The organism is Yersinia sp. FDAARGOS_228 (assembly GCF_002073315.2).
In the GTDB taxonomy this organism is placed as follows: Bacteria; Pseudomonadota; Gammaproteobacteria; order Enterobacterales; family Enterobacteriaceae; genus Yersinia; species Yersinia intermedia.
This window is the reverse complement of record NZ_CP020409.2, coordinates 1,676,767-1,696,809: the sequence shown is the minus strand read 5'-3', so window position 1 is coordinate 1,696,809 and position 20,043 is coordinate 1,676,767. Positions and strand designations below refer to the sequence as shown.

Genomic DNA, 20,043 nt, shown 5'->3' with positions numbered 1-20,043 from the left:
CTTATATATGCCACCGTTGCGTGAATGCGCGGTGGCTTGATTGACCGGATCACCCTATGTCAGGATTTCGTTGGGAAATCATTCAGGAATACGCCCCACTGTTTATGGACGGTGCCTGGATGACGATTAAGTGCACCATTATCTGTGTGATTCTTGGCACAACCTGGGGGTTAACCCTCGGTCTGGGCCGTCTGGCGCAAGCGCCTCACGGTATCTGGAAGCCGGTATTGTATTATTTCGTTCAATGGCCAGTGCGCATCTATATCAGTGCTATTCGTGGCACACCCTTATTTGTGCAGATAATGGTGGTGCATTTCGCGCTAGTGCCACTGTTTATTAACCCACGGGATGGCATTCTGGTTACTAATGGCATTATGTCTTCTGATTTTGCCAGAATGCTGCGCTCAGATTACGGTGCTTTTTTATCTTGCGTCGTGGCTATCACGCTAAACGCCGGTGCTTATGTTTCTGAGATCTTCCGCGCGGGCATTCAGTCAATTGATCGCGGCCAGATGGAAGCCTCTCGCTCATTGGGAATGAGTTACGGCAAAACGATGCGTAAGGTTATTCTGCCTCAGGCTTTCCGCCGGATGTTACCGCCACTGGGTAACAATGCCATCGCTATCGTAAAAGATTCATCGCTGGCGTCCGCGATTGGCCTGGCTGACTTAGCCTATGCCGCTCGCACCGTCTCCGGTGCTTATGCGACTTATTGGGAGCCATACCTAACCATTTCGCTGGTTTATTGGGTTATCACATTCTTACTTTCGCTGTTAGTGCGGCATATGGAAAAGAGGTTCGGTAAAAGTGATTCACGTACATAACCTACAGAAACAATTTGGTGAAACCCATGTGTTGCGCGGTATCTCTTGCGAAATTCAGCCAAAAGAAGTGGTTTGCATCATTGGCCCATCGGGTTCAGGTAAAAGCACGTTTTTGCGCTGTATTAATGCGTTAGAAACGTTATCCGGGGGGGAAATAACCGTTAATGGCTTTGAGATCCATAACCCGAAAACCGATCTCAACCGTATGCGCGAAAGCGTTGGTATGGTATTCCAGCGTTTTAATCTCTTCCCTCATATGACGGTGTTGGAAAACCTGATCATGGCACCTATCGATGTTAAAAAGCTGCCACGAGCGCAAGCCATAGAACGGGCCGAATTGTTGCTACGTAAGGTGGGATTACTCGATAAGATTGATGCCTATCCCAGCAGCCTGTCTGGCGGGCAACAGCAACGCGTCGCCATTGCCAGAGCCTTGGCAATGGAACCTAAAATCATGTTGTTTGACGAACCAACTTCAGCGCTAGACCCGGAGTTAGTCGGTGAAGTGCTGGCGGTGATGAAAGCATTGGCACTGGAAGGGATGACCATGGTAGTAGTGACACATGAAATGGGCTTTGCCAGAGATGTCGCCGACCGGGTACTGTTTATTGATCAAGGGGTGATACAAGAAGAGGGGCAACCGGAAAAAATCTTTACCGCCCCCACTAACCCGCGAACTCAGGCATTCCTCAGTAAGGTGCTTTCAGCGCAAGGGTAAATTGTTGCTGCGTGAACCTGTTACAAATTGAACCTGTTACAAATTGAAGCGGGCTATTATCGGATGAAACGAATAGCCCGCCGATTTACTCACCATCCGGTAAGAAATGAAAACAGCATCCAGAATAAACACAAGACTGCAATACCACTCCCACCAATGGTAAATAAGAGATTACCGCGCAATAACACACTCAAAACAATACCGATCAGCACTGAAACTGGCATCAGCGCCAGAAAGAACGGCCAAGTGTACAGCAGGAAGAAGACGGTATTGGGGCCATAAACAAAAAAAGGTATCGCAAACGCCAACCAATAGAAAACAAAACCTGTAACGCCACCGAGAAAGGAGTATGGCGGTTCCTCCCTTTCGCGCTGTTCGTCGATAGTAATTTGGGTGATATTCTGCATAGCAATCCTGTGGGCACAGTTTACCGGCACACTCTAAGGGCGTTTTGCCGGTAGCCATAAGTATAGATACCCAATGTAATTAGCATAACAGGCAGGTAGCAAGCCAATACATCCCGATTCGCTTACACAGTCAAGTGATTCAGGTGAGTGCGTGCAACTAACAACCCTGTAAGCTTCAAGCACGAAGGGTAACATTTAGGATTTGATAATAGCTCGACCACGCAGTACGTCTAACAATTGTTCAATCAAATTTGTTACTAATTGTTCACCCGGCAAATGAATATCAGCGTGTCCAGGTGCTTCATAAATAGAGTCAATGCCGGTAAAATTTTTCAGTTCACCAGCACGGGCTTTTTTGTACAAACCTTTTGGGTCGCGGGCCTCACAAATAGCCAACGGCGTATCCACAAATACCTCAATAAACTGGCCTGATGCCAACATATCGCGCACCATTTCCCGTTCGGCCCGATGAGGGGAAATAAACGCCGTCAACACGACCAGACCGGCATCTACCATCAGTTTGGCGACTTCCCCAACGCGACGAATATTCTCGCGCCGGTCAGTATCAGAGAAACCCAAATCACGGCATAAGCCATGGCGCACATTGTCGCCATCCAGTAAGTAAGTGCTAACACCACGAGCAAACAGTGCCTGTTCCAATGCACCGGCAAGGGTGGATTTCCCTGAGCCAGATAAACCGGTAAACCACAACACCACCCCTTGATGCCCATGCTGTTGCTCCCGATCCTCTCGGGTTACCGCATGGGGGTGCCAGACGATATTCTCATCGGCCGGCAGAGCGCCCTGCTCATTAGCACCATACGTTTTCAACTGATCGGCGTGCACGTTATTTACCTCCTAACAGATCGCGTGCGCCCCAATGTGGGAAGTGGCGGCGAACCAAAGCATTCAGCTCTAACTCAAATGTACTGAATTCAGTCGTTTCCTGGTAAACCGATGCCAACGTTTCACGGATTAGCCCCGCGCCAACCGTGACATTAGTCAGCCGATCAATAAAGATCATGCCACCGGTATCCCGATTGCGTTGATAACTGTCGAGCACCAGCGGTTCATCGAATGCCAGTTCAACCAAACCAATGCCATTAAGTGGTAGGCTTTCGACTACCCGCTGGGTCAATGAGTTTATTTCCACCTGATATTGAATATTTTCCACCCGCGCACGGGTCTTTTTCCCCGCCACTTTGATGTCATAACTTTGGCCCGCGACCAAAGGCTGCTCCGCCATCCACACCACATCCACCAGCGCATTTTGCGCCGCTGTTAAGGTCTCACTGGCATCAACCAATAAATCGCCACGGCTGATATCCACTTCATCAGTCAATACCAAGGTTATGGCTTCGCCGGGGATGGCTTGCTCCAAGTCACCATCAAAAGTAACAATGCGTGCCACATTTGACTCCACACCGGACGGCAGTACTTTTACTCTTTGCCCAACGCGCACCACGCCAGCAGACAGCGTGCCAGAATAACCACGAAAATCCAGGTTTGGCCGGTTGACGTACTGCACCGGGAAGCGCAGCGGCTGCTGACGGCTGGCATTGACCACATCAACACTTTCCAGCACTTCCAATAGTGTCGGGCCGGAATACCAATTCATTTTCTCGCTCGGCGATGCCACATTATCGCCATCCAGCGCAGATAGAGGGACAAATTTGATATCGAGATCCGTCGGTAGCTGCTCGGCAAAACTCAGGTAATCTTCTTTAAATTGTTCGAAGACACTTTCCTGATAGCCCACCAGATCCATCTTATTCACCGCCACCACCAAATGGCGGATCCCCAGCAACGTAGTGATAAAGCTGTGACGGCGAGTTTGATCCAACACCCCTTTGCGGGCATCGATCAACAAAATCGCCAGATCGCAGGTAGAAGCCCCGGTCGCCATATTGCGGGTGTATTGTTCATGCCCTGGCGTATCTGCGATGATAAATTTACGTTTCTCGGTTGAGAAATAGCGATAAGCCACATCAATAGTGATGCCCTGCTCACGCTCGGCCTGCAAGCCATCAACCAACAGCGCCAGATCCAGTTTTTCACCCTGGGTGCCAATACGCTTACTGTCGGTGTGCAACGTTGATAACTGGTCTTCGTAGATTTGGCGGGTATCATGCAGTAAACGCCCAATCAGGGTGCTCTTACCGTCATCCACACTGCCGCAGGTCAGAAAACGCAACATCGTTTTATGCTGTTGGGCATGCAGGTACGCTTCTACTCCCCCCTCGTTGGCAATCTGCTGGGCGATAGAAGTATTTTGTAAAATCATCGATTTGTTCTCTGAAACTGGCTGCTCATCGACAACGGACTGGTTTTGTAATTTCGTGCTCATTGGGCGCTCCTCAGAAGTATCCCTGACGCTTTTTAAGCTCCATCGAGCCGGATTGGTCACGGTCGATCATTCGCCCCTGACGCTCACTGGTGGTAGAGATAAGCATCTCTTCAATGATGGCAGGTAAGGTTTCAGCCTCGGACTCTACCGCGCCAGTCAATGGCCAGCAGCCCAAGGTGCGAAAACGCACCATCTTCTGAGTAATGACCTCACCCGGTTGTAAATCAATCCGGTCATCATCCACCATCAGTAACATGCCATCACGCTCAACCACCGGACGAGGCTTTGCCAGATACAGTGGAACAATGTCGATTTTTTCCAAGAAGATATATTGCCAAATATCCAGCTCAGTCCAGTTGGACAGCGGGAACACGCGGATACTTTCACCTTTGTTAATTTGGCCGTTGTAGTTGTGCCACAGTTCCGGGCGCTGATTTTTTGGATCCCAGCGATGGAAGCGGTCACGGAACGAATAAATACGCTCTTTGGCGCGGGATTTCTCTTCGTCACGCCGTGCGCCACCAAATGCAGCATCAAAACCGTATTTGTTCAGTGCTTGCTTCAAGCCTTCGGTTTTCATGATATCGGTGTGTTTGGCACTGCCGTGAACAAACGGATTAATGCCCATCGCCACCCCTTCCGGGTTGCGGTGAACCAGTAACTCGCAGCCAAATGCTTTAGCGGTACGGTCGCGGAATTCATACATCTCGCGAAATTTCCAACCGGTATCTACATGCAATAACGGGAATGGCAAATTACCGGGGAAGAAGGCCTTGCGCGCCAAATGCAGCATCACAGAGGAATCCTTACCGATAGAATAAAGCATCACCGGATTACCGAATTCAGCGGCCACTTCACGGATGATATGGATACTCTCCGCCTCCAATTGCCGCAAATGAGTGAGTCGTTTTTCGTCCATAACAGATCCTTTATGCCAAATTCACGACTGACGGGCTGATAGCCTGTTCAGTCTGCGGTTGTTGCCCGAACCAGGCTATTTGGTGATGTAAATTCACCACTTCACCGATAACCAGCAGTGCTGGGGTCGGTGCCTGATGTGCTAATGATTCAAGTTGTGCCAGAGTGCCCGTCAGAACCTGTTGGTCTGCACAAGTGCCCCGGCCAATAACGGCTACGGGGGTAGTACTTGCCCGACCATGGGTTATGAGCTGACGGCTAATCTCAGCGGCTTTCACCGTTCCCATATATATCGCTAAAGTCTGGCGGCCTCTGGCCAGTGCCTGCCAATCCAAATCATCGCCATCGGCGCGGCAATGCCCGGTAATAAAAGTTACGCTCTGAGCATGGTCACGGTGTGTCAGGGGGATACCCGCATAAGCTGTCGCCCCGCTCGCTGCCGTCACTCCCGGCACCACCTGAAACGCGATACCCGCACGCGCCACCATTTGCAGTTCTTCACCGCCACGGCCAAAGATAAACGGATCCCCCCCTTTCAGCCGCACTACCCGTTTCCCCTGCTGCGCCAGCGAGACAATTAATTGATTGGTTTCTTCTTGGGCTACCGAGTGTGCTCCCGCCCGTTTGCCAACACAGATACGTTCAGCATCACGCCGCACCAGATCCAACACTTCCGGGCTAACTAAATGGTCATACAACACCACATCAGCCTGCTGAATCACTTGCAGGCCACGTAATGTCAGCAAACCTGGATCACCAGGTCCTGCCCCCACCAAGGCAACCTCGCCTTGAGTACTGCGCTGCCCTTCCAGTTCCCGTTGTAATTCATCTTCGGCTTGGGCTAACTGACCACGGCTGATCAGACTCGCAAAGCGGCCACTAAAGGCATTTTCCCAAAAGCGACGGCGCGCGCCCATCGAGGCGATATGCTGTTTAACCCGCCCACGCCAGCGCCCGGCAACGGCAGCCATATCACTCAGACTGGCAGGTAGCAGGGCCTCTAACTTCTCACGCAATATCCGCGCCAGCACCGGCGCTTGACCGGCAGAGGAGATAGCCACCACGAGAGGGGAGCGATCGACAATCGACGGGAAGATAAACGAGCAGCGGGGTTGATCATCAACCACGTTAGCCAAAAGATGTCGTTGATCAGCGGCGGTAAAAACAGCGGCATTCAGCACGGTATCGTTCGTGGCAGCAATCACCAAAAAAACGTCATCCAACTGTTCCGGCAAAAAAACCTTTGCCAGCCAGTTAATCCGGCCATCCTGAGACTGTTGTTCAAGTTCAGATGAAAGAGCCTGTGCCACTACCCTCACCTGTGCACCCGCGCGGTGGAGTAAATCAATTTTTCGCGCAGCGACTTCGCCGCCGCCAACAACCAATACTGGGCGCTGTTTCAAGTCGGCAAATAGAGGTAGATAGTCCACAACGTCCTTCAATTACATGATAAAGCGTAGGGTGACTATAGGGGGGGGGCATGGCCTTATGAAATGACGAAAAGTAATTACAAGTTCCATAATGATATATAGGCGTAACAGCATGGCTTGCAGCTAAGTTAGCCAATATGCACTCAGGGCGATTTTCTTACTTGCTGACATAAAATTTCTACACTTTAGGAAGTATACAAATTGTCTATTGGTGTAGACAGTTTCATACTAAGCACCGGAAAGAGCTGTATTGTCCATGCTGCGAGGCATGGCCCAGACTATAACAAGGATATTTCGGTATGTTTTCCCGCCGTCGCCTAAAGTGGGCACTATTCACCCTGTGTTTCAGTACCGTCTTACCGTTGCATGCCGCTACGACTCAGCCCGTTGGTCGAATCGCTGAACAACACATCCGCCATATCAGCACCTACTTTCCCGGCCGTATGGCGGGTAGCCCGGCAGAATTACTGGCTGGTGAGTATATCAACCACCGTTTTCAGCAGATGGGTTATCAAAGTAACCTGCGGGGTTTTAATACCCGTTATCTGTATACCAGTAAAAATGGCAAACAAAGCTGGCGAACACTGAGTGCTACCTCGGTGATTGCCGCTCGCAACATAACAACACTCGGTAAAAAACTGGCGACTGGCAATGCGGATGACCAGAAACAGATAATTATCATGGCGCACTTTGATACCTACACACCGCAAAGTGATAAAGATTTAGATAAAAATCTGGGTGGGCTGACGCTACAAGGTGTTGATGACAATGCCGCCGGTGTCGGCGTTATGCTGGAACTGGCTGAACAACTGAAAAACACACCGCTACGCTATGATTTGCGTTTTGTGGCACTCAGCGCCGAGGAGATAGGTGCACAAGGTGCCGAGAACTATCTACAACGAATGAGTAAAACGGAGAAAGCCAACACACTGCTGGTGATCAACTTAGATAGCCTGATTACCGGTGACCGGCTCTATTTTAATGCCAGTAACCAGCCTTCAGCCATTGCAGCAAGAGATCAGGCACTCACACTGGCACGTCGGTATGGTATCACCGCCACCACAGTAAAAAACCAAATTACCTCTCCCTGTAGGGCGGATAAAAATATCTTTTATAGCGCCGGATTACCGGTGTTATCTGTTGAAGCAAGCAACTATAGCTTGGGTAACAAAGATGGTTGTCAGCAACGGGCCATCAGTAGCCACTTTCCTCAAGGTATCACCCGACATCAAAGCCAGCTAGATAACTTAAATTATCTGGATAAGTACTTACCGGGTCGTATTAGTAAACGTTCACACGATAGTGTGAAAATATTGTTGCCCCTGATACAAGCGCTCGCTGCCGATAAAAAATAATATGGGCTTTGCGTAACTTCGCGCAAAACACCGATAAAAACCAATAAATTCAACGTCAGGGTGATCATTATGATCGCCCTTTTTCGTGCTTTTCACGTATAACTCTTGGTGGGTATGGTACCCATAATTAATTGACTCAATCTCGCTGGTAGGTATGATACCCACCAGCGACTCACCAGGAGGTCACATGGAGAGTGGCGAATTAATAAAGCGATTGCAGGATACGGGCTGGCAAATCAGGGGTTGTAAAAAAACCAATGGCGGTAGCCATGTCACGATGTGCAAACCGGGTGTACGCAAGATCATTACGCTGCCCCATCCGCGCAAGGATACATCCAAAGGTGTTCTGCGGCAGGCTCAGCAGATTGCCGGAATTAAATTGATTTAAACAAAGCCGCATACCCTAAATCATTCAAGTTGCTGGAAGGTGTGAAGTCACCAGGGCGATAAATCGCAGGGAGCCGCCTCCACACATATGGTTTGAATCATGGCGGGTATAAACGCTTAGGGAGTTAACCATGATCTACCCTATTTTTATTTTCAGTACCACTGAAGGATTCGATGGATATTTTCCCGATCTTGACGGTTGTTTCTTTGCTGGCAATACCTTTGCCGATATCAGTAAAAATGCCGAAGAAGCCTTTGCTGTTCATATTGAAGCACTGATGGATGAAGGTTTTCCATTACCCACGCCTCCGAAAGATCCACAACGTTACATTGGGGATCCCCGGTTAAAAGAAGAAGGGGGGATTTTGGGGTTTGTTGAGATTGATCCGGCCAAATATGAAAGTAAGTCAGTCAAATTCAATCTGACTATGTCGCAAAATCTGCTGACCGCCATTGATAAGTTTATCGCCACACACCGGGGTTATAAGAACCGTAGCCAATTTCTGGCTGAATTAGCGCGTGAGAGAATCATCAGCTAATAGATAATAAAAATGAGGGCGCAGGTAGCGCCCTCTGACCACTGATAAAATCAAATGAAGGGGGAGCGTGCTGTTGCGCGCAGGCGTTACGCATCAATCGCCGGAGCGCCCATCGGGGGCGGTCTACTTTTCACTCACTGAGCTGTAACACTCACAGGGCTATAAATAGCGTTGATATTAGCCTCAGCCTTCATGCAGGCCGCATTCGCGTTTCAAACCAAAGAAGCGAGTTTCCTCTTCGCTCATTCCCGGTTCCCATTTACGGGTGGTATGAGTATCCCCAACCGATAAGTAACCCTGTTCCCAAAGAGGGTGATAGCTCAGGCCATTTTGGGTCAGATATTGGTAAATCTGCCGATTATCCCAATCGATAATCGGTAGCAACTTGAAGACACCGCGCTGAATGGCTAACACCGGTAGCTGCGCCCGGCTGCCTGATTGTTCACGGCGAAGACCAGCAAACCACGTTTGAGCGCCCAGAGTCTCCAGTGCCCGATTCATGGGTTCCACTTTGTTCAGATCATTGTAACGTTCAATACCCTCGACGCCCTGCTCCCACAGTTTGCCGTAACGGGCTTCCTGCCAAGCCGGGCTATGTGGGGCACGAAATACCTGCAAGTTAAGCTGAAGCTTCTCGGTCAAGTCATCAATAAACTGATAGGTTTCTGGGAATAAGTAACCGGTATCAGTGAGAATGACCGGAATATCAGGGCATTGCCGTGTAACAAGATGCAAACAAACGGCGGCCTGAATACCAAAGCTGGAAGAAAGCACAAATTCGGCCGGTAGATTTTCCAATGCCCAGCTCACCCGCTCTTGCGCGGTAAAATGCTCAAGTTGACCGTTAACCAATGCCAGTGCCGCCGCTTGTTCCGCTTTCGGCAGGGCATTAAGTTCACTCAAGTTAAATTGGCTCACACCGCCTCCTGTACGTCATAAAAATCACGGGCTGAATCAATCACTGGGGCAATCACACCAACGCGAATCACAAAGTCACCGAAACCTTCATCAGCATGGCGCTCTTTTGCCCAGCGCCCAACCAACAGATCAGTAATCGATAAAATCTCATCTTCGGTGATATTTTCACGATACATCCGCGGTATCCGCGTGCCTTCCCGGTTGCCACCCAGATGCAGGTTATAACGACCAACGGCTTTACCCACCAGCCCTACTTCTGCCAGTAAAGCACGGCCACAACCGTTCGGGCAGCCAGTCACTCGCAGAACGATATGTTCATCAGCAATACCGTGGCGCTGCAAAATACCCTCAACTCGGGTCACAAACTCCGGCAGGAAGCGCTCCGCTTCTGCCATTGCCAGTGGACAGGTTGGGAATGAAACACACGCCATGGAGTTCTCACGCTGCGGGCTGACACTGTCATCCATCAAGCCATGCTCACGGGCCAACGCTTCAATACGGGCTTTATCTTTTTCCGGCACCCCTGCCACAATCAGGTTCTGATTCGCAGTTAAGCGGAAATCACCCTGATGGATTTTAGCAATTTCTGCCACACCGGTTTTCAGGCTACGACCGGGGTAATCTAGCAAACGACCATTTTCGATAAACAGGGTTAGATGCCATTTCTTATCAATGCCTTTCACCCAGCCGACGCGATCACCACGACCGGTAAATTGATAAGGCTTAATAGCACTGAAACTGACGCCTGCGCGCTTTTCAACTTCCGCTTTGAAGGTTTCTACCCCTACTCGCTCCAGCGTATATTTGGTTTTAGCATTTTTGCGATCGGTACGATTACCCCAATCACGTTGAGTGGTAACAACCGCTTCAGCGATAGCCAGCGTGTGCTGTAGCGGAATGTAGCCAAATTCACTCGCTTTACGGGGATAGGTATTCTTATCACCATGAGCAATAGATAGCCCACCGCCGACCAACACGTTAAAGCCAATCAGTTTGCCTTTATCAGCAACAGCCACAAAGTTGAGGTCATTGGCGTGTAGATCCACATCATTTTGCGGCGGAATAACAACTGTGGTTTTAAATTTACGCGGTAAATAGGTTGCTCCGAGAATCGGCTCTTCATCGGTGGTCGCCACTTTTTCCGCATCCAACCAAATTTCGGCATAAGCACGAGTACGCGGCAGCAAATGCTCAGAAATCTTTTTCGCCCATTCGTAGGCTTCCTGATGTAACACTGACTCCACGGGGTTCGACGTACACAGTACATTACGGTTTACATCGTTTGCCGTCGCCAACGCATCCAGCCCCAATTGATTAAGCAACTGATGAGCCGGTTTAACATTGCCTTTCAAAATGCCATGGAACTGGAATGTCTGGCGGTTGGTGATACGGATGCTGCCGTATAAGGTGTTATCCGCCGCAAACTTATCAATTCCCAACCATTGCTGTGGGGTAATAATCCCCCCCGGCAAGCGGCAACGTAGCATCATGGCATGACGCGGTTCCAGCTTCTGTTCGGCGCGTTCAGCACGAATATCGCGGTCATCCTGCTGGTACATGCCGTGGAAGCGGATCAACAGGAAGTTGTCGCCATTGAAACCACCCGTTAGACCGTCATTCAAGTCTTTGGCAATGGTCCCACGCAGGAAATTACTTTCCGACTTCATACGCTCGCCATCAGAGAGTTTTCCGGCAACGACTAATGGCCCTGGGTGTTTTTCATTCATCAGTACACATCCCGCTGATAACGGCGCGCCAGGCGCAGCTCACTTAAATATTCATCAGCCTGCTCGGTATCCATTGCACCGTGCTCAGCCACCACGTCCAGTAAAACTTGCTCAACGTCTTTGGCCATGCGGTTAGCATCGCCACAGACGTAAATGTGGGCACCTTGTTGTATCCAGTTCCACAGTTCTGCGCCCTGTGCACGCAGTTTGTCTTGTACGTATATTTTATGGGCCTGATCGCGCGACCAAGCCAGATCAATGCGGGTCAGCAAGCCTTCTTTAACATAGCGCTGCCATTCAACCTGATAGAGAAAATCCTCGGTGAAATGGGGGTTACCAAAGAACAACCAATTCTTGCCACTGGCACCATCAGCCTCACGCTGTTGCATAAAGGCGCGGAAAGGCGCAATACCGGTACCGGGACCAATCATGATCACTGGCGTTTCCGGGTTAGCAGGCAAGCGGAAGTTATCGTTATGTTCGATAAAGACACGAATATCACCTTCCACTTCCAGCCGATCAGCCAAATACCCTGATGCCCCTCCGGTACGTGGCCGCCCATCAATGTCATAGCGCACCACACCCACGGTGATATGTACTTCATTTTCAGTCTCAGCCTGTGAGGACGCAATGGAGTACAGGCGCGGCGTCAGTGGCCGTAACAGCGCAATCAACTGATCAGCATTGAGATCAGATGGCGCCTGTCTGACCATATCAACGATCGGGGTATTTTTGGCATATTGTTGCAGCGCCGGTTTATCTGCCAGCAACGCAATCAGCTTCTCATCACGGGAAAGTGCCGCATACTTATCAACGATCAGCGTGGTGTTTTGCGTCAGTTCAAAATGGCTGCGCAATGCCTGTGCCAGTGGCAGATTCTGCCCGTCGACACTGACTTGTTCATCGCCTTTAAGCCACAACAGGGCGAGCAACTCGTCTACCAGTGCCGGGTCGTTATCAAACCAGACCCCCAGAGCATCACCGGGTTGGTAACGCAGACCTGAATCAGCTAAATCTATTTCAATGTGGCGAACATCTTTTTCGGAGTTACGGCCTGTCACTTTTTGCTGCACCGATAATTGTGCAGTCAGTGGTGCCGTTTTGCTGTATGGGCTGGACGTTATTTCATCCACGGCACCACTTTGTGTTACTGCCGCCGCAGTTGCCGATTGTGCAGGCACCCGTGCCTGTAACACTGCAACGATTTGCTGACGCCACTGTTGTGCCGATTCCTGATATTCCACATCCGCATCGACACGATCCAATAACCGCTGAGCACCAAGTTCCGCCAATTTGCTGTCGAAATCTTTACCCGCTTGGCAAAAATGTTCGTAAGACGTATCCCCTAGCCCAAACACAGCAAAGGTGGTTTCCAGCAATTTAGGGGCTTTTTTTGAGAATAGAAATTTGTGTAATGCAACCGCTTCTTCCGCAGGTTCACCTTCGCCCTGAGTGGAGGCAACTACAATTAACAGGCGTTCTTGTGCAATTTGCTTAAACTTATAATCACCTGCATTGACTAAATTGACATTAAGTTTAGCCGCCAGAAGGTCATCGCGTAGCTGTTCCGCCAAGCGGCGTGCATTCCCTGTTTGAGAGGCAGATATCAGAGTTATCGTCAGCGCTGGCGAAAGCGCCGCCGCTGGGGTTGCAGCCGCACCTGGCTGTTGATTAACCATGCCCCAGAAATAACCGGACAACCATGCCATTTGGGTTGGGGAAAACTCACCAACCGCCGCCTGTAAGCGGGCTAACTGCTCCGGCGATAGCGGAAGTAAAGAAGTAGGAGGAACCTGAGTCGTCATTGCAGTACGCATTCCCTTTAGCTTTAGCCAGTGTCAGCCGATCTATTTTCAGCACAGATTTCTTAATGTTTGTAAGGTTAACCATCCCGATAATAACAATTAAAGAAGCGATGGAAATAATAAATAACCAAAACGACTAAGCGGTTTTTCAGGTAATGGATATGAGTTAAAGTGTTCAACTTATTAAGAAAATTTTCATCCGCCCAGGCCAAACCGTTAATTTACTACGTCTGCATATAAATCAGTAAGCTACGAGTAAGAAGCTGGGTTGGCAGGGGCCAATAAGCGCTCCCCTTGATGCGCTTTCATAGCCAGTAGCGGTGCTTTCCGGTACTATGCGGCGGTTTTTTGAGTCAATAAGGTCAGGACTATGAGCACCACTCTATTTAAAGATTTTCAATTTGAAGCCGCTCACCGGCTGCCCCATGTTGCGGAAGGCCATAAATGTGGCCGTTTGCACGGTCATTCATTTATGGTCCGTATCGAGGTTACCGGTGAAGTGGATGCTCACTCCGGCTGGGTGATGGATTTTGCTGATCTGAAAGCAGCATTTAAACCTATTTGGGAACGACTGGATCACTACTATCTGAATGATATTCCTGGTTTGGAAAACCCGACCAGTGAAGTGCTGGCCAGTTGGATTTGGCAACAGCTTAAACCGCAGCTACCAGAACTGAGCGCAGTGATGGTGAAAGAGACCTGTTCTGCGGGCTGCGTTTATCGCGGCGAATAAATCGCTCCCCAAAGTCATTGATCTTGCAGCAAGGCAGCATGCGCTGGCCCGCAGGGTGAGGCCCATGGACGGGCCGAGTAATGAACGCCGCAACACCGCTGCGGCGACAAGGACGAAGGGGATTAAGCGATATTTAAATACTTATGCGTCTGCATCGACAGCCGCCAATTCTTGGCAATGCAGGTTTCTATACAGAGCTTGGTGGCGTCGTCTTTCTGGCTGATGGGTTGTAGCGCAATAATCCGCTTTTTGTCGTCATCTAGCGTGGCAAGTAGCACCTCTAATGCCTCGATATCCCGCATGCGGCCAACCGGATGTTTAATCTCATCGGCGCGTTGCAATGCTTGAGGCAATACTTTCAGACCACCACGCATATTCACTTTTGGCGAAACCGTCACCCACGTCGTCGCTGAACTCCGGACATCATGCGTGCCGCTGGTTTCAATCTGGCAGCTATAACCGGCCTGCTCCAACAATGAGGTTAAGGGGAACAAGTCGTAAATAGCGGGTTCTCCACCAGTGATGACAACGTGGCGTGCGGTATATCCCTGCTGAGAGAAAATATCTAATAGCTGCTGTGCGCTGGCCTCCCCCCAGGCATCACTTTCTGCGGTTTTAACCATAATGCGCTGCATATCGACTTCCCGATCGGCTTCCTTTTCCCAAGTGTGTTTGGTATCACACCAGCTACAACCTACCGGGCAGCCCTGCAAGCGCACAAAGATCGCCGGTACACCGGTGAAGTAACCCTCGCCTTGCAAGGTTTGGAACATCTCATTAATCGGGTACCGCATCTGTATCTCATCGTCATTAAGGTCAATGAGCGATTATCGCAGATTCTCTGGCTGTGACCAAACTGGCAAGGCAATTGCCCGAAAAAGGGGCTGCCAGTTTGGCTGGTATCAGAGTGTTACTCAATCACGCCACAAGCCATACGCGCACCGCCACCGCCTAGCGGCATTGGATGATCGGCATAGTTATCACCACCGGCATGAATCATCAAGGCATGCTGTTTCAGTTCAGAGAGTGATTTCAGGCGTGGAGCTAATACCTGATAAGTCGCGCTGCCATCAGCATTCACAACCAGCCCCGGCAAATCCCCCAGATGCCCTTTATCATTATAAGGCCCAAGGTGTACGGCCGTTTTTTGTGGATCAAAATGGCCGCCGGCAGCAAGTGCTGGCACGGGTTTACCGTCTTTCTGCCCTGGAGCACAACTTGGGTTTTCATGCAGATGGAACCCATGTATCCCCGCCACCAACCCGGTCAAATGAGGCGTGAACAGTAAACCATAAGGCGTTTCAGTCACTGTCACCGTGCCCAGAGCCTTGCCATTACCTTCAGGGAGTGCTTCGTTCATGGTCACCGTAACGCCCGCAGCCAGCACACTGCTGGTAAAAAGCATCGCTGGCAACGTTAAATATTTCAGTTTCATCCGTTATCTTCCTTTATGCATTATTGCCGAATCATTCGGGTACACATTAATGATAACGGGTGATGAATTATCTGCACGGCAGCAGTGTAAGAGATGTGAAGCCGATGTGTGGGGTTGGTGAGATTCAGATTAACCCGCAAAGGTAAGCAATTGGTAACAAGAGGCTAATTTACAAAAGTAACAGATCAACTCGCTTAAAAACTAAAAAACCTCAACGCACGGCCAGCATATTACCGAGGCTTAACCGCCCTATGCCATAAAAAAACCCGCCTATTAAGGCGGGTTTTATCAACAAACTGTTTTACGAAAGGTAAAGCACAGTAATTACTGGCCTTTCACTTCTTTCAGACCGTTGAATGGTGCGCGGTCGCCCAGCGCTTCTTCGATACGGATCAGTTGGTTGTATTTAGCAACGCGGTCAGAACGGCTCATTGAACCCGTTTTGATTTGGCCTGCTGCGGTACCTACTGCCAGATCGGCAATGGTAGCATCTTCGGTTTCGCCAGAACGGTGAGAGATAACCGCGGTGTAACCTGCATCTTTCGCCATCTTGATAGCAGCCAGAGTTTCGGTCAGAGAACCGATCTGGTTGAATTTGATCAAGATAGAGTTAGCAACACCTTTCTCGATGCCTTCTTTCAGGATCTTGGTGTTGGTTACAAACAGGTCGTCACCAACCAGTTGGATTTTGTCACCCAGAACTTCAGTCTGGTATTTGAAGCCAGCCCAGTCAGATTCGTCCAAGCCATCTTCGATGGAAACGATTGGGTACTGTTTGGTCAGGTCTTCCAGGAAGTGAGTGAACTCTTCAGAAGTGAACGCTTTGTTGCCTTCGCCAGCCAGAACATATTTGCCATCTTTGTAGAACTCAGATGCCGCACAGTCCATAGCCAGAGTAACGTCTTTACCCAACACGTAGCCTGCTTGTTTTACCGCTTCAGCGATAACAGCCAGTGCTTCGGCGTTAGAACCCAGGTTTGGTGCATAACCGCCTTCGTCGCCTACCGCTGTGTTCATGCCTTTAGACTTCAGAACTTTAGCCAAGGTATGGAACACTTCTGAACCGATGCGAACCGCTTCTTTCAGAGTTTTAGCGCCTACTGGCTGAATCATAAACTCTTGAATATCAACGTTGTTATCAGCATGTTCGCCGCCGTTGATGATGTTCATCATCGGCAGTGGCATAGAGAATTTGCCTGGGGTGCCGTTCAGTTCAGCAATGTGCTCGTACAAAGGCATGCCTTTAGACGCTGCTGCTGCTTTCGCTGCTGCCAGAGAAACAGCCAGAATGGCGTTAGCACCAAACTGGGATTTGTTCTCAGTACCGTCCAGATCGATCATGATTTTATCGATGTTGGCCTGGTCTTTAGCATCTTTACCCATAACTGCCTGAGCAATTGGGCCATTTACTGCGGCAACGGCTTTCAGAACGCCTTTGCCCAGGAAACGGGATTTGTCACCGTCACGCAGTTCCAGTGCTTCACGGGAACCGGTAGAAGCACCTGATGGTGCAGCAGCCAAACCAACAAAACCGCCTTCCAGATGAACTTCAGCTTCTACAGTTGGGTTACCACGGGAGTCGATGATTTCGCGACCGATGACTTTAACGATTTTGGACATTAGATTTTCCTCAGTACAAGTTAAACTAAAACTCCAGACAGAGGGGGCGACATCGCTGCCGCCCCTTCTATCAAATATTTTATTTCACCTGGCGCTTCTGATAATCACCAGCCGCTTTAACAAAGCCGGCGAACAACGGGTGACCATCACGTGGCGTCGAAGTAAATTCTGGATGGAACTGACAAGCCACAAACCACGGGTGGTTTGGTAACTCGATAATTTCCACCAGTTTGTTATCCGCAGAACGCCCTGCTACACGCAACCCGGCGGCTTCAATCTGCTTCAACAACATGTTGTTTACTTCATAGCGATGACGATGGCGCTCAACGATGGTAGGTTCGCCATACATCTGACGTACCAGGCTACCTTCGATCAGGTGACATTGCTGCCCACCCACCCGCATGGTACCGCCCAAATCGCTATCTTCCGTACGTACTTCAACGTTGCCGTCTTCATCACGCCATTCGGTGATTAATGCAACCACCGGATACTTACAGTCTGGCACAAATTCTGTGGAGTTTGCGTTTTCCATCCCCGCTACGTTGCGGGCAAACTCCATCAGTGCAACTTGCATACCCAGGCAAATGCCCAGATAAGGAATATTGTGTTCACGGGCATAACGCGCCGCCAGAACCTTGCCTTCCACACCACGGTAGCCAAAGCCACCTGGGATTAGAATAGCATCCAGCCCTTTCAGCATCTCTTCGCCGCGCGTTTCTACATCTTGCGAATCGATTAGCTTGATGTTCACCGTTAGGCGATTTTTCAGCCCACCGTGTTTGAGCGCTTCAATCACAGATTTATAGGCATCCGGCAATTCTACGTATTTGCCAATCATCCCAATGGTCACTTCGCCACCTGGATTCGACTCTTCGTATAATACCTGTTCCCATTCTGCGAGATTTGCTTCAGGACAAGTTAAGCTGAATCGTTTACAAATATAATCGTCAAGGCCCTGTGATTTCAATAGCCCTGGGATTTTATAAATAGAATCAACATCTTTTAGCGAGATAACCGCTTTTTCTGGCACATTGCAGAACAAGGCAATTTTAGCGCGTTCATTAGCAGGAACTACGCGATCAGAACGGCAAATCAGCACATCGGGCTGAATACCAATGGACAGCAGCTCTTTTACCGAATGTTGTGTTGGCTTGGTTTTCACTTCACCAGCCGCCGCCAGATAAGGAACCAGCGTCAGGTGCATGTAAAGGCTGTGTTCGCGGCCCACTTCCCACGCCATTTGACGAATGGCTTCGAGGAATGGCAGGGATTCGATATCACCTACGGTACCGCCGATTTCAACCAATACCACATCATAGCCTTCGCCACCTTCAACGATGCGCTCTTTGATAGCATTGGTGATATGAGGAATAACCTGAATGGTTGCACCTAAGTAGTCGCCACGGCGTTCTTTGCGTAGAACATCGGAATAGATACGACCAGCGGTGAAGTTGTTGCGACGGGTCATTTTAGTGCGAATGAAGCGCTCATAGTGACCTAAATCCAGATCGGTTTCAGCACCATCATCGGTGACATAAACTTCCCCGTGTTGAGTCGGGCTCATGGTGCCTGGATCCATGTTAATATATGGGTCCAATTTCATCATAGTAACCTTGAGGCCACGGGCTTCAAGTATAGCCGCCAGAGAGGCTGCGGCAATGCCTTTACCCAGAGAGGATACGACCCCGCCGGTCACAAAAATATAATTAGTTGTCATGCTGAACCTGAGAGTTTAGGTTTAAAGACGATGGAAGAACCAAGACGGGAAAGTAGTATACTCGAACCTTGGTTTCGCTACAAACTATCTCCGCGCCAGTGGCCGTTTTCGCGCCCAAAACCGCGCGGAACATCGTCTCGCTATCCGTTATAATTCAATATATTAACGCAATTAAAATTCAACAACCATCGGTCAAATGAATTAAAACACCTTAAATTTCAGTTTCTTGCTTTTTAACTTGCTGCCAGGCCGCTTCCATTTCTTCCAGCGTGGCGCTCTCCATGGTCCGACCTGATTGTATAACTATTTGTTCTACCTGGCGAAAACGCCGTTCAAACTTGCGGTTAGCAGCTTGTAAGGCATTTTCAGCTTTATGGCCTAAATGACGCGATAAGTTAACCGTAGCAAACAGCAAATCGCCAATTTCTTCACCCAGTTTATCTTGGTCCACCACCGCTTGCCGCGCTTCGAACATCACTTCGTCGATCTCTTCGTAGACTTTGTCCAGCACCGGGCCAAGAGTGTCCCAATCAAAACCAACCGCCGCGCAGCGCTTTTGGATTTTATGGGCTTTCATCAATGCCGGCAGTGCATCGGGAATATCATCCAGTGCCGAATACAGAGCTTTCTCCGCCCTTTCCTCGGCTTTACGCGATTCCCAGCCCGCTAGCGCAGCCTCACTGCCAATCGCTACGTCAGTGGCGTTTAGCGCCGCATTAGGGAATACATGCGGGTGACGACGCTCCAGTTTATCGCTGATGGCATGACAAACATCATCAAACGCAAACAATCCCTGTTCCTGCCCCATCTGAGAATAAAACACTACCTGGAACAGCAAGTCGCCTAACTCATCACGTAAATCGTCAAAATCCTTACGCGCAATCGCGTCAAGCACCTCGTAAGTTTCTTCTAATGTATAGGGCGCGATAGTGTCAAATGTCTGCTTACGATCCCACGGACAGCCGTGCTCCGGGTCACGTAAGGTACGCATAATGTCCAACAGACGTTGCAGGGCTAAGGCGGTGGAGTCAGGGGTAGTTACTGGCTGGGTCATCTCAATTTATTCACTTTTTTGCTTTTTAAAATTCGAGGCGTAGCGAGCGCAGGCAGATTGATTGCAGCCAGCGCACAGCCCCCGGAGCGTACACGCAGTACGTAAGGAG

The 20,043-nt window shown here is 49.7% G+C and carries 19 protein-coding genes; 6 read left to right on the top strand and 13 right to left on the bottom strand.

All coding sequences use genetic code 11. The features are described 5' to 3' along the window. Window positions 1–56: 56 nt before the first annotated feature. Together A6J67_RS07710 and A6J67_RS07705 are read left to right on the top strand one after the other, a co-directional pair. Window positions 57–824, top strand: a complete 768-nt coding sequence (locus tag A6J67_RS07710; RefSeq protein WP_005181636.1) for an amino acid ABC transporter permease — start codon at window positions 57–59, stop codon at window positions 822–824. Continuing rightward, entirely contained in the window at window positions 808–1,542 is a 735-nt protein-coding gene (locus A6J67_RS07705) for an amino acid ABC transporter ATP-binding protein (protein ID WP_042568534.1), read from the top strand. The genes A6J67_RS07710 and A6J67_RS07705 overlap by 17 nt, the downstream gene beginning before the upstream one ends. 89 nt (window positions 1,543–1,631) lie before the next feature. Here A6J67_RS07705 and A6J67_RS07700 read toward each other — a convergent pair whose 3' ends face one another. From A6J67_RS07700 to cysG, 5 genes are all read right to left on the bottom strand, one after another. After that, window positions 1,632–1,949, bottom strand: a complete 318-nt coding sequence (locus A6J67_RS07700) for a DUF3561 family protein (protein WP_005181632.1) — start codon at window positions 1,947–1,949, stop codon at window positions 1,632–1,634. Between the two features lie 195 nt (window positions 1,950–2,144). Beyond that, window positions 2,145–2,795 carry an adenylyl-sulfate kinase gene (gene cysC, locus A6J67_RS07695; protein ID WP_005181631.1) on the bottom strand — a complete coding sequence of 217 codons (651 nt, stop codon included), beginning with the start codon at window positions 2,793–2,795 and terminating at the stop codon, window positions 2,145–2,147. 1 nt (window position 2,796) lies between these two features. Continuing rightward, window positions 2,797–4,296, bottom strand: a complete 1,500-nt coding sequence (gene cysN, locus A6J67_RS07690) for a sulfate adenylyltransferase subunit CysN (RefSeq protein ID WP_192945364.1) — start codon at window positions 4,294–4,296, stop codon at window positions 2,797–2,799. 10 nt (window positions 4,297–4,306) lie between these two features. Beyond that, window positions 4,307–5,215: a sulfate adenylyltransferase subunit CysD gene (cysD, locus tag A6J67_RS07685; RefSeq protein ID WP_004706274.1), complete on the bottom strand. Its 909-nt coding sequence runs from the start codon at window positions 5,213–5,215 to the stop codon at window positions 4,307–4,309. 10 nt (window positions 5,216–5,225) lie between these two features. Further along, entirely contained in the window at window positions 5,226–6,644 is a 1,419-nt protein-coding gene (gene cysG, locus A6J67_RS07680; protein ID WP_005181629.1) for a siroheme synthase CysG, read from the bottom strand. Between the two features lie 299 nt (window positions 6,645–6,943). Between cysG and A6J67_RS07675 the strand changes: the two genes are divergently transcribed. From A6J67_RS07675 to A6J67_RS07660, 3 genes are all read left to right on the top strand, one after another. After that, complete coding sequence (locus A6J67_RS07675; protein WP_005181628.1) at window positions 6,944–7,999, top strand: aminopeptidase; 1,056 nt, start codon at window positions 6,944–6,946, stop codon at window positions 7,997–7,999. Window positions 8,000–8,186: 187 nt separating this feature from the next. Beyond that, on the top strand, window positions 8,187–8,387 hold the full coding sequence (locus tag A6J67_RS07665; protein ID WP_005181624.1) for a type II toxin-antitoxin system HicA family toxin: 201 nt from the start codon (window positions 8,187–8,189) through the stop codon (window positions 8,385–8,387). A gap of 130 nt (window positions 8,388–8,517) precedes the next feature. Beyond that, on the top strand, window positions 8,518–8,925 hold the full coding sequence (locus tag A6J67_RS07660) for a type II toxin-antitoxin system HicB family antitoxin (protein WP_050072548.1): 408 nt from the start codon (window positions 8,518–8,520) through the stop codon (window positions 8,923–8,925). Window positions 8,926–9,108: 183 nt separating this feature from the next. On the opposite strand, the gene A6J67_RS07655 is transcribed toward A6J67_RS07660, so the two are convergent. Genes A6J67_RS07655 through cysJ form a run of 3 tightly spaced genes read right to left on the bottom strand, consistent with a single transcriptional unit; the run spans window position 9,109 to window position 13,375 of the window. Beyond that, window positions 9,109–9,843, bottom strand: a complete 735-nt coding sequence (locus tag A6J67_RS07655) for a phosphoadenylyl-sulfate reductase (protein WP_042568537.1) — start codon at window positions 9,841–9,843, stop codon at window positions 9,109–9,111. Then, window positions 9,840–11,570 carry an assimilatory sulfite reductase (NADPH) hemoprotein subunit gene (gene cysI, locus A6J67_RS07650; RefSeq protein ID WP_050072547.1) on the bottom strand — a complete coding sequence of 577 codons (1,731 nt, stop codon included), beginning with the start codon at window positions 11,568–11,570 and terminating at the stop codon, window positions 9,840–9,842. The genes A6J67_RS07655 and cysI overlap by 4 nt, the downstream gene beginning before the upstream one ends. Beyond that, a complete protein-coding gene (gene cysJ, locus A6J67_RS07645) occupies window positions 11,570–13,375 on the bottom strand; it encodes an NADPH-dependent assimilatory sulfite reductase flavoprotein subunit (protein WP_080608114.1) in 1,806 nt (601 codons plus the stop codon). Before cysJ ends, cysI begins: the two co-directional genes overlap by 1 nt. 370 nt (window positions 13,376–13,745) lie before the next feature. On the opposite strand from cysJ, the gene queD reads away from it, so the two are divergent. Then, window positions 13,746–14,108 (top strand): 6-carboxytetrahydropterin synthase QueD, encoded by a 363-nt coding sequence (gene queD, locus A6J67_RS07640; RefSeq protein WP_005181601.1) that lies wholly within the window; start codon window positions 13,746–13,748, stop codon window positions 14,106–14,108. Between the two features lie 122 nt (window positions 14,109–14,230). Here the strand turns inward: queD and queE are convergent, their stop codons facing one another. From queE to mazG, 5 genes are all read right to left on the bottom strand, one after another. Next, the gene (gene queE, locus A6J67_RS07635) at window positions 14,231–14,902 is read right to left on the bottom strand and encodes a 7-carboxy-7-deazaguanine synthase QueE (RefSeq protein ID WP_080608113.1); all 672 of its coding nucleotides are present in this window, start codon (window positions 14,900–14,902) and stop codon (window positions 14,231–14,233) included. Window positions 14,903–15,018: 116 nt separating this feature from the next. Beyond that, the gene (sodC, locus tag A6J67_RS07630) at window positions 15,019–15,543 is read right to left on the bottom strand and encodes a superoxide dismutase family protein (RefSeq protein WP_005181596.1); all 525 of its coding nucleotides are present in this window, start codon (window positions 15,541–15,543) and stop codon (window positions 15,019–15,021) included. Window positions 15,544–15,867: 324 nt separating this feature from the next. After that, window positions 15,868–17,163, bottom strand: a complete 1,296-nt coding sequence (gene eno / locus A6J67_RS07625) for a phosphopyruvate hydratase (protein WP_005181593.1) — start codon at window positions 17,161–17,163, stop codon at window positions 15,868–15,870. 79 nt (window positions 17,164–17,242) lie between these two features. Further along, on the bottom strand, window positions 17,243–18,880 hold the full coding sequence (gene pyrG, locus A6J67_RS07620) for a glutamine hydrolyzing CTP synthase (RefSeq protein ID WP_005181590.1): 1,638 nt from the start codon (window positions 18,878–18,880) through the stop codon (window positions 17,243–17,245). A 211-nt stretch (window positions 18,881–19,091) separates the two neighbouring features. Next, window positions 19,092–19,934 carry a nucleoside triphosphate pyrophosphohydrolase gene (gene mazG / locus A6J67_RS07615; protein ID WP_050296842.1) on the bottom strand — a complete coding sequence of 281 codons (843 nt, stop codon included), beginning with the start codon at window positions 19,932–19,934 and terminating at the stop codon, window positions 19,092–19,094. Between the last annotated feature and the right edge of the window lie 109 nt (window positions 19,935–20,043).

Excerpts from the sequence above, each read along its gene's own strand:
- queE (WP_080608113.1), bottom strand. The coding sequence starts at position 14,902 with ATGCGGTACCCGATTAATGAGATGTTCCAAACCTTGCAAGGCGAGGGT.
- A6J67_RS07660 (WP_050072548.1), top strand. The coding sequence starts at position 8,518 with ATGATCTACCCTATTTTTATTTTCAGTACCACTGAAGGATTCGATGGA.
- A6J67_RS07665 (WP_005181624.1), top strand. The coding sequence starts at position 8,187 with ATGGAGAGTGGCGAATTAATAAAGCGATTGCAGGATACGGGCTGGCAA.
- mazG (WP_050296842.1), bottom strand. The coding sequence starts at position 19,934 with ATGACCCAGCCAGTAACTACCCCTGACTCCACCGCCTTAGCCCTGCAA.
- cysN (WP_192945364.1), bottom strand. The coding sequence starts at position 4,296 with ATGAGCACGAAATTACAAAACCAGTCCGTTGTCGATGAGCAGCCAGTT.
- eno (WP_005181593.1), bottom strand. The coding sequence starts at position 17,163 with ATGTCCAAAATCGTTAAAGTCATCGGTCGCGAAATCATCGACTCCCGT.
- cysD (WP_004706274.1), bottom strand. The coding sequence starts at position 5,215 with ATGGACGAAAAACGACTCACTCATTTGCGGCAATTGGAGGCGGAGAGT.
- cysJ (WP_080608114.1), bottom strand. The coding sequence starts at position 13,375 with ATGACGACTCAGGTTCCTCCTACTTCTTTACTTCCGCTATCGCCGGAG.
- A6J67_RS07675 (WP_005181628.1), top strand. The coding sequence starts at position 6,944 with ATGTTTTCCCGCCGTCGCCTAAAGTGGGCACTATTCACCCTGTGTTTC.
- queD (WP_005181601.1), top strand. The coding sequence starts at position 13,746 with ATGAGCACCACTCTATTTAAAGATTTTCAATTTGAAGCCGCTCACCGG.
- A6J67_RS07710 (WP_005181636.1), top strand. The coding sequence starts at position 57 with ATGTCAGGATTTCGTTGGGAAATCATTCAGGAATACGCCCCACTGTTT.
- sodC (WP_005181596.1), bottom strand. The coding sequence starts at position 15,543 with ATGAAACTGAAATATTTAACGTTGCCAGCGATGCTTTTTACCAGCAGT.
- cysI (WP_050072547.1), bottom strand. The coding sequence starts at position 11,570 with ATGAATGAAAAACACCCAGGGCCATTAGTCGTTGCCGGAAAACTCTCT.
- pyrG (WP_005181590.1), bottom strand. The coding sequence starts at position 18,880 with ATGACAACTAATTATATTTTTGTGACCGGCGGGGTCGTATCCTCTCTG.
- A6J67_RS07700 (WP_005181632.1), bottom strand. The coding sequence starts at position 1,949 with ATGCAGAATATCACCCAAATTACTATCGACGAACAGCGCGAAAGGGAG.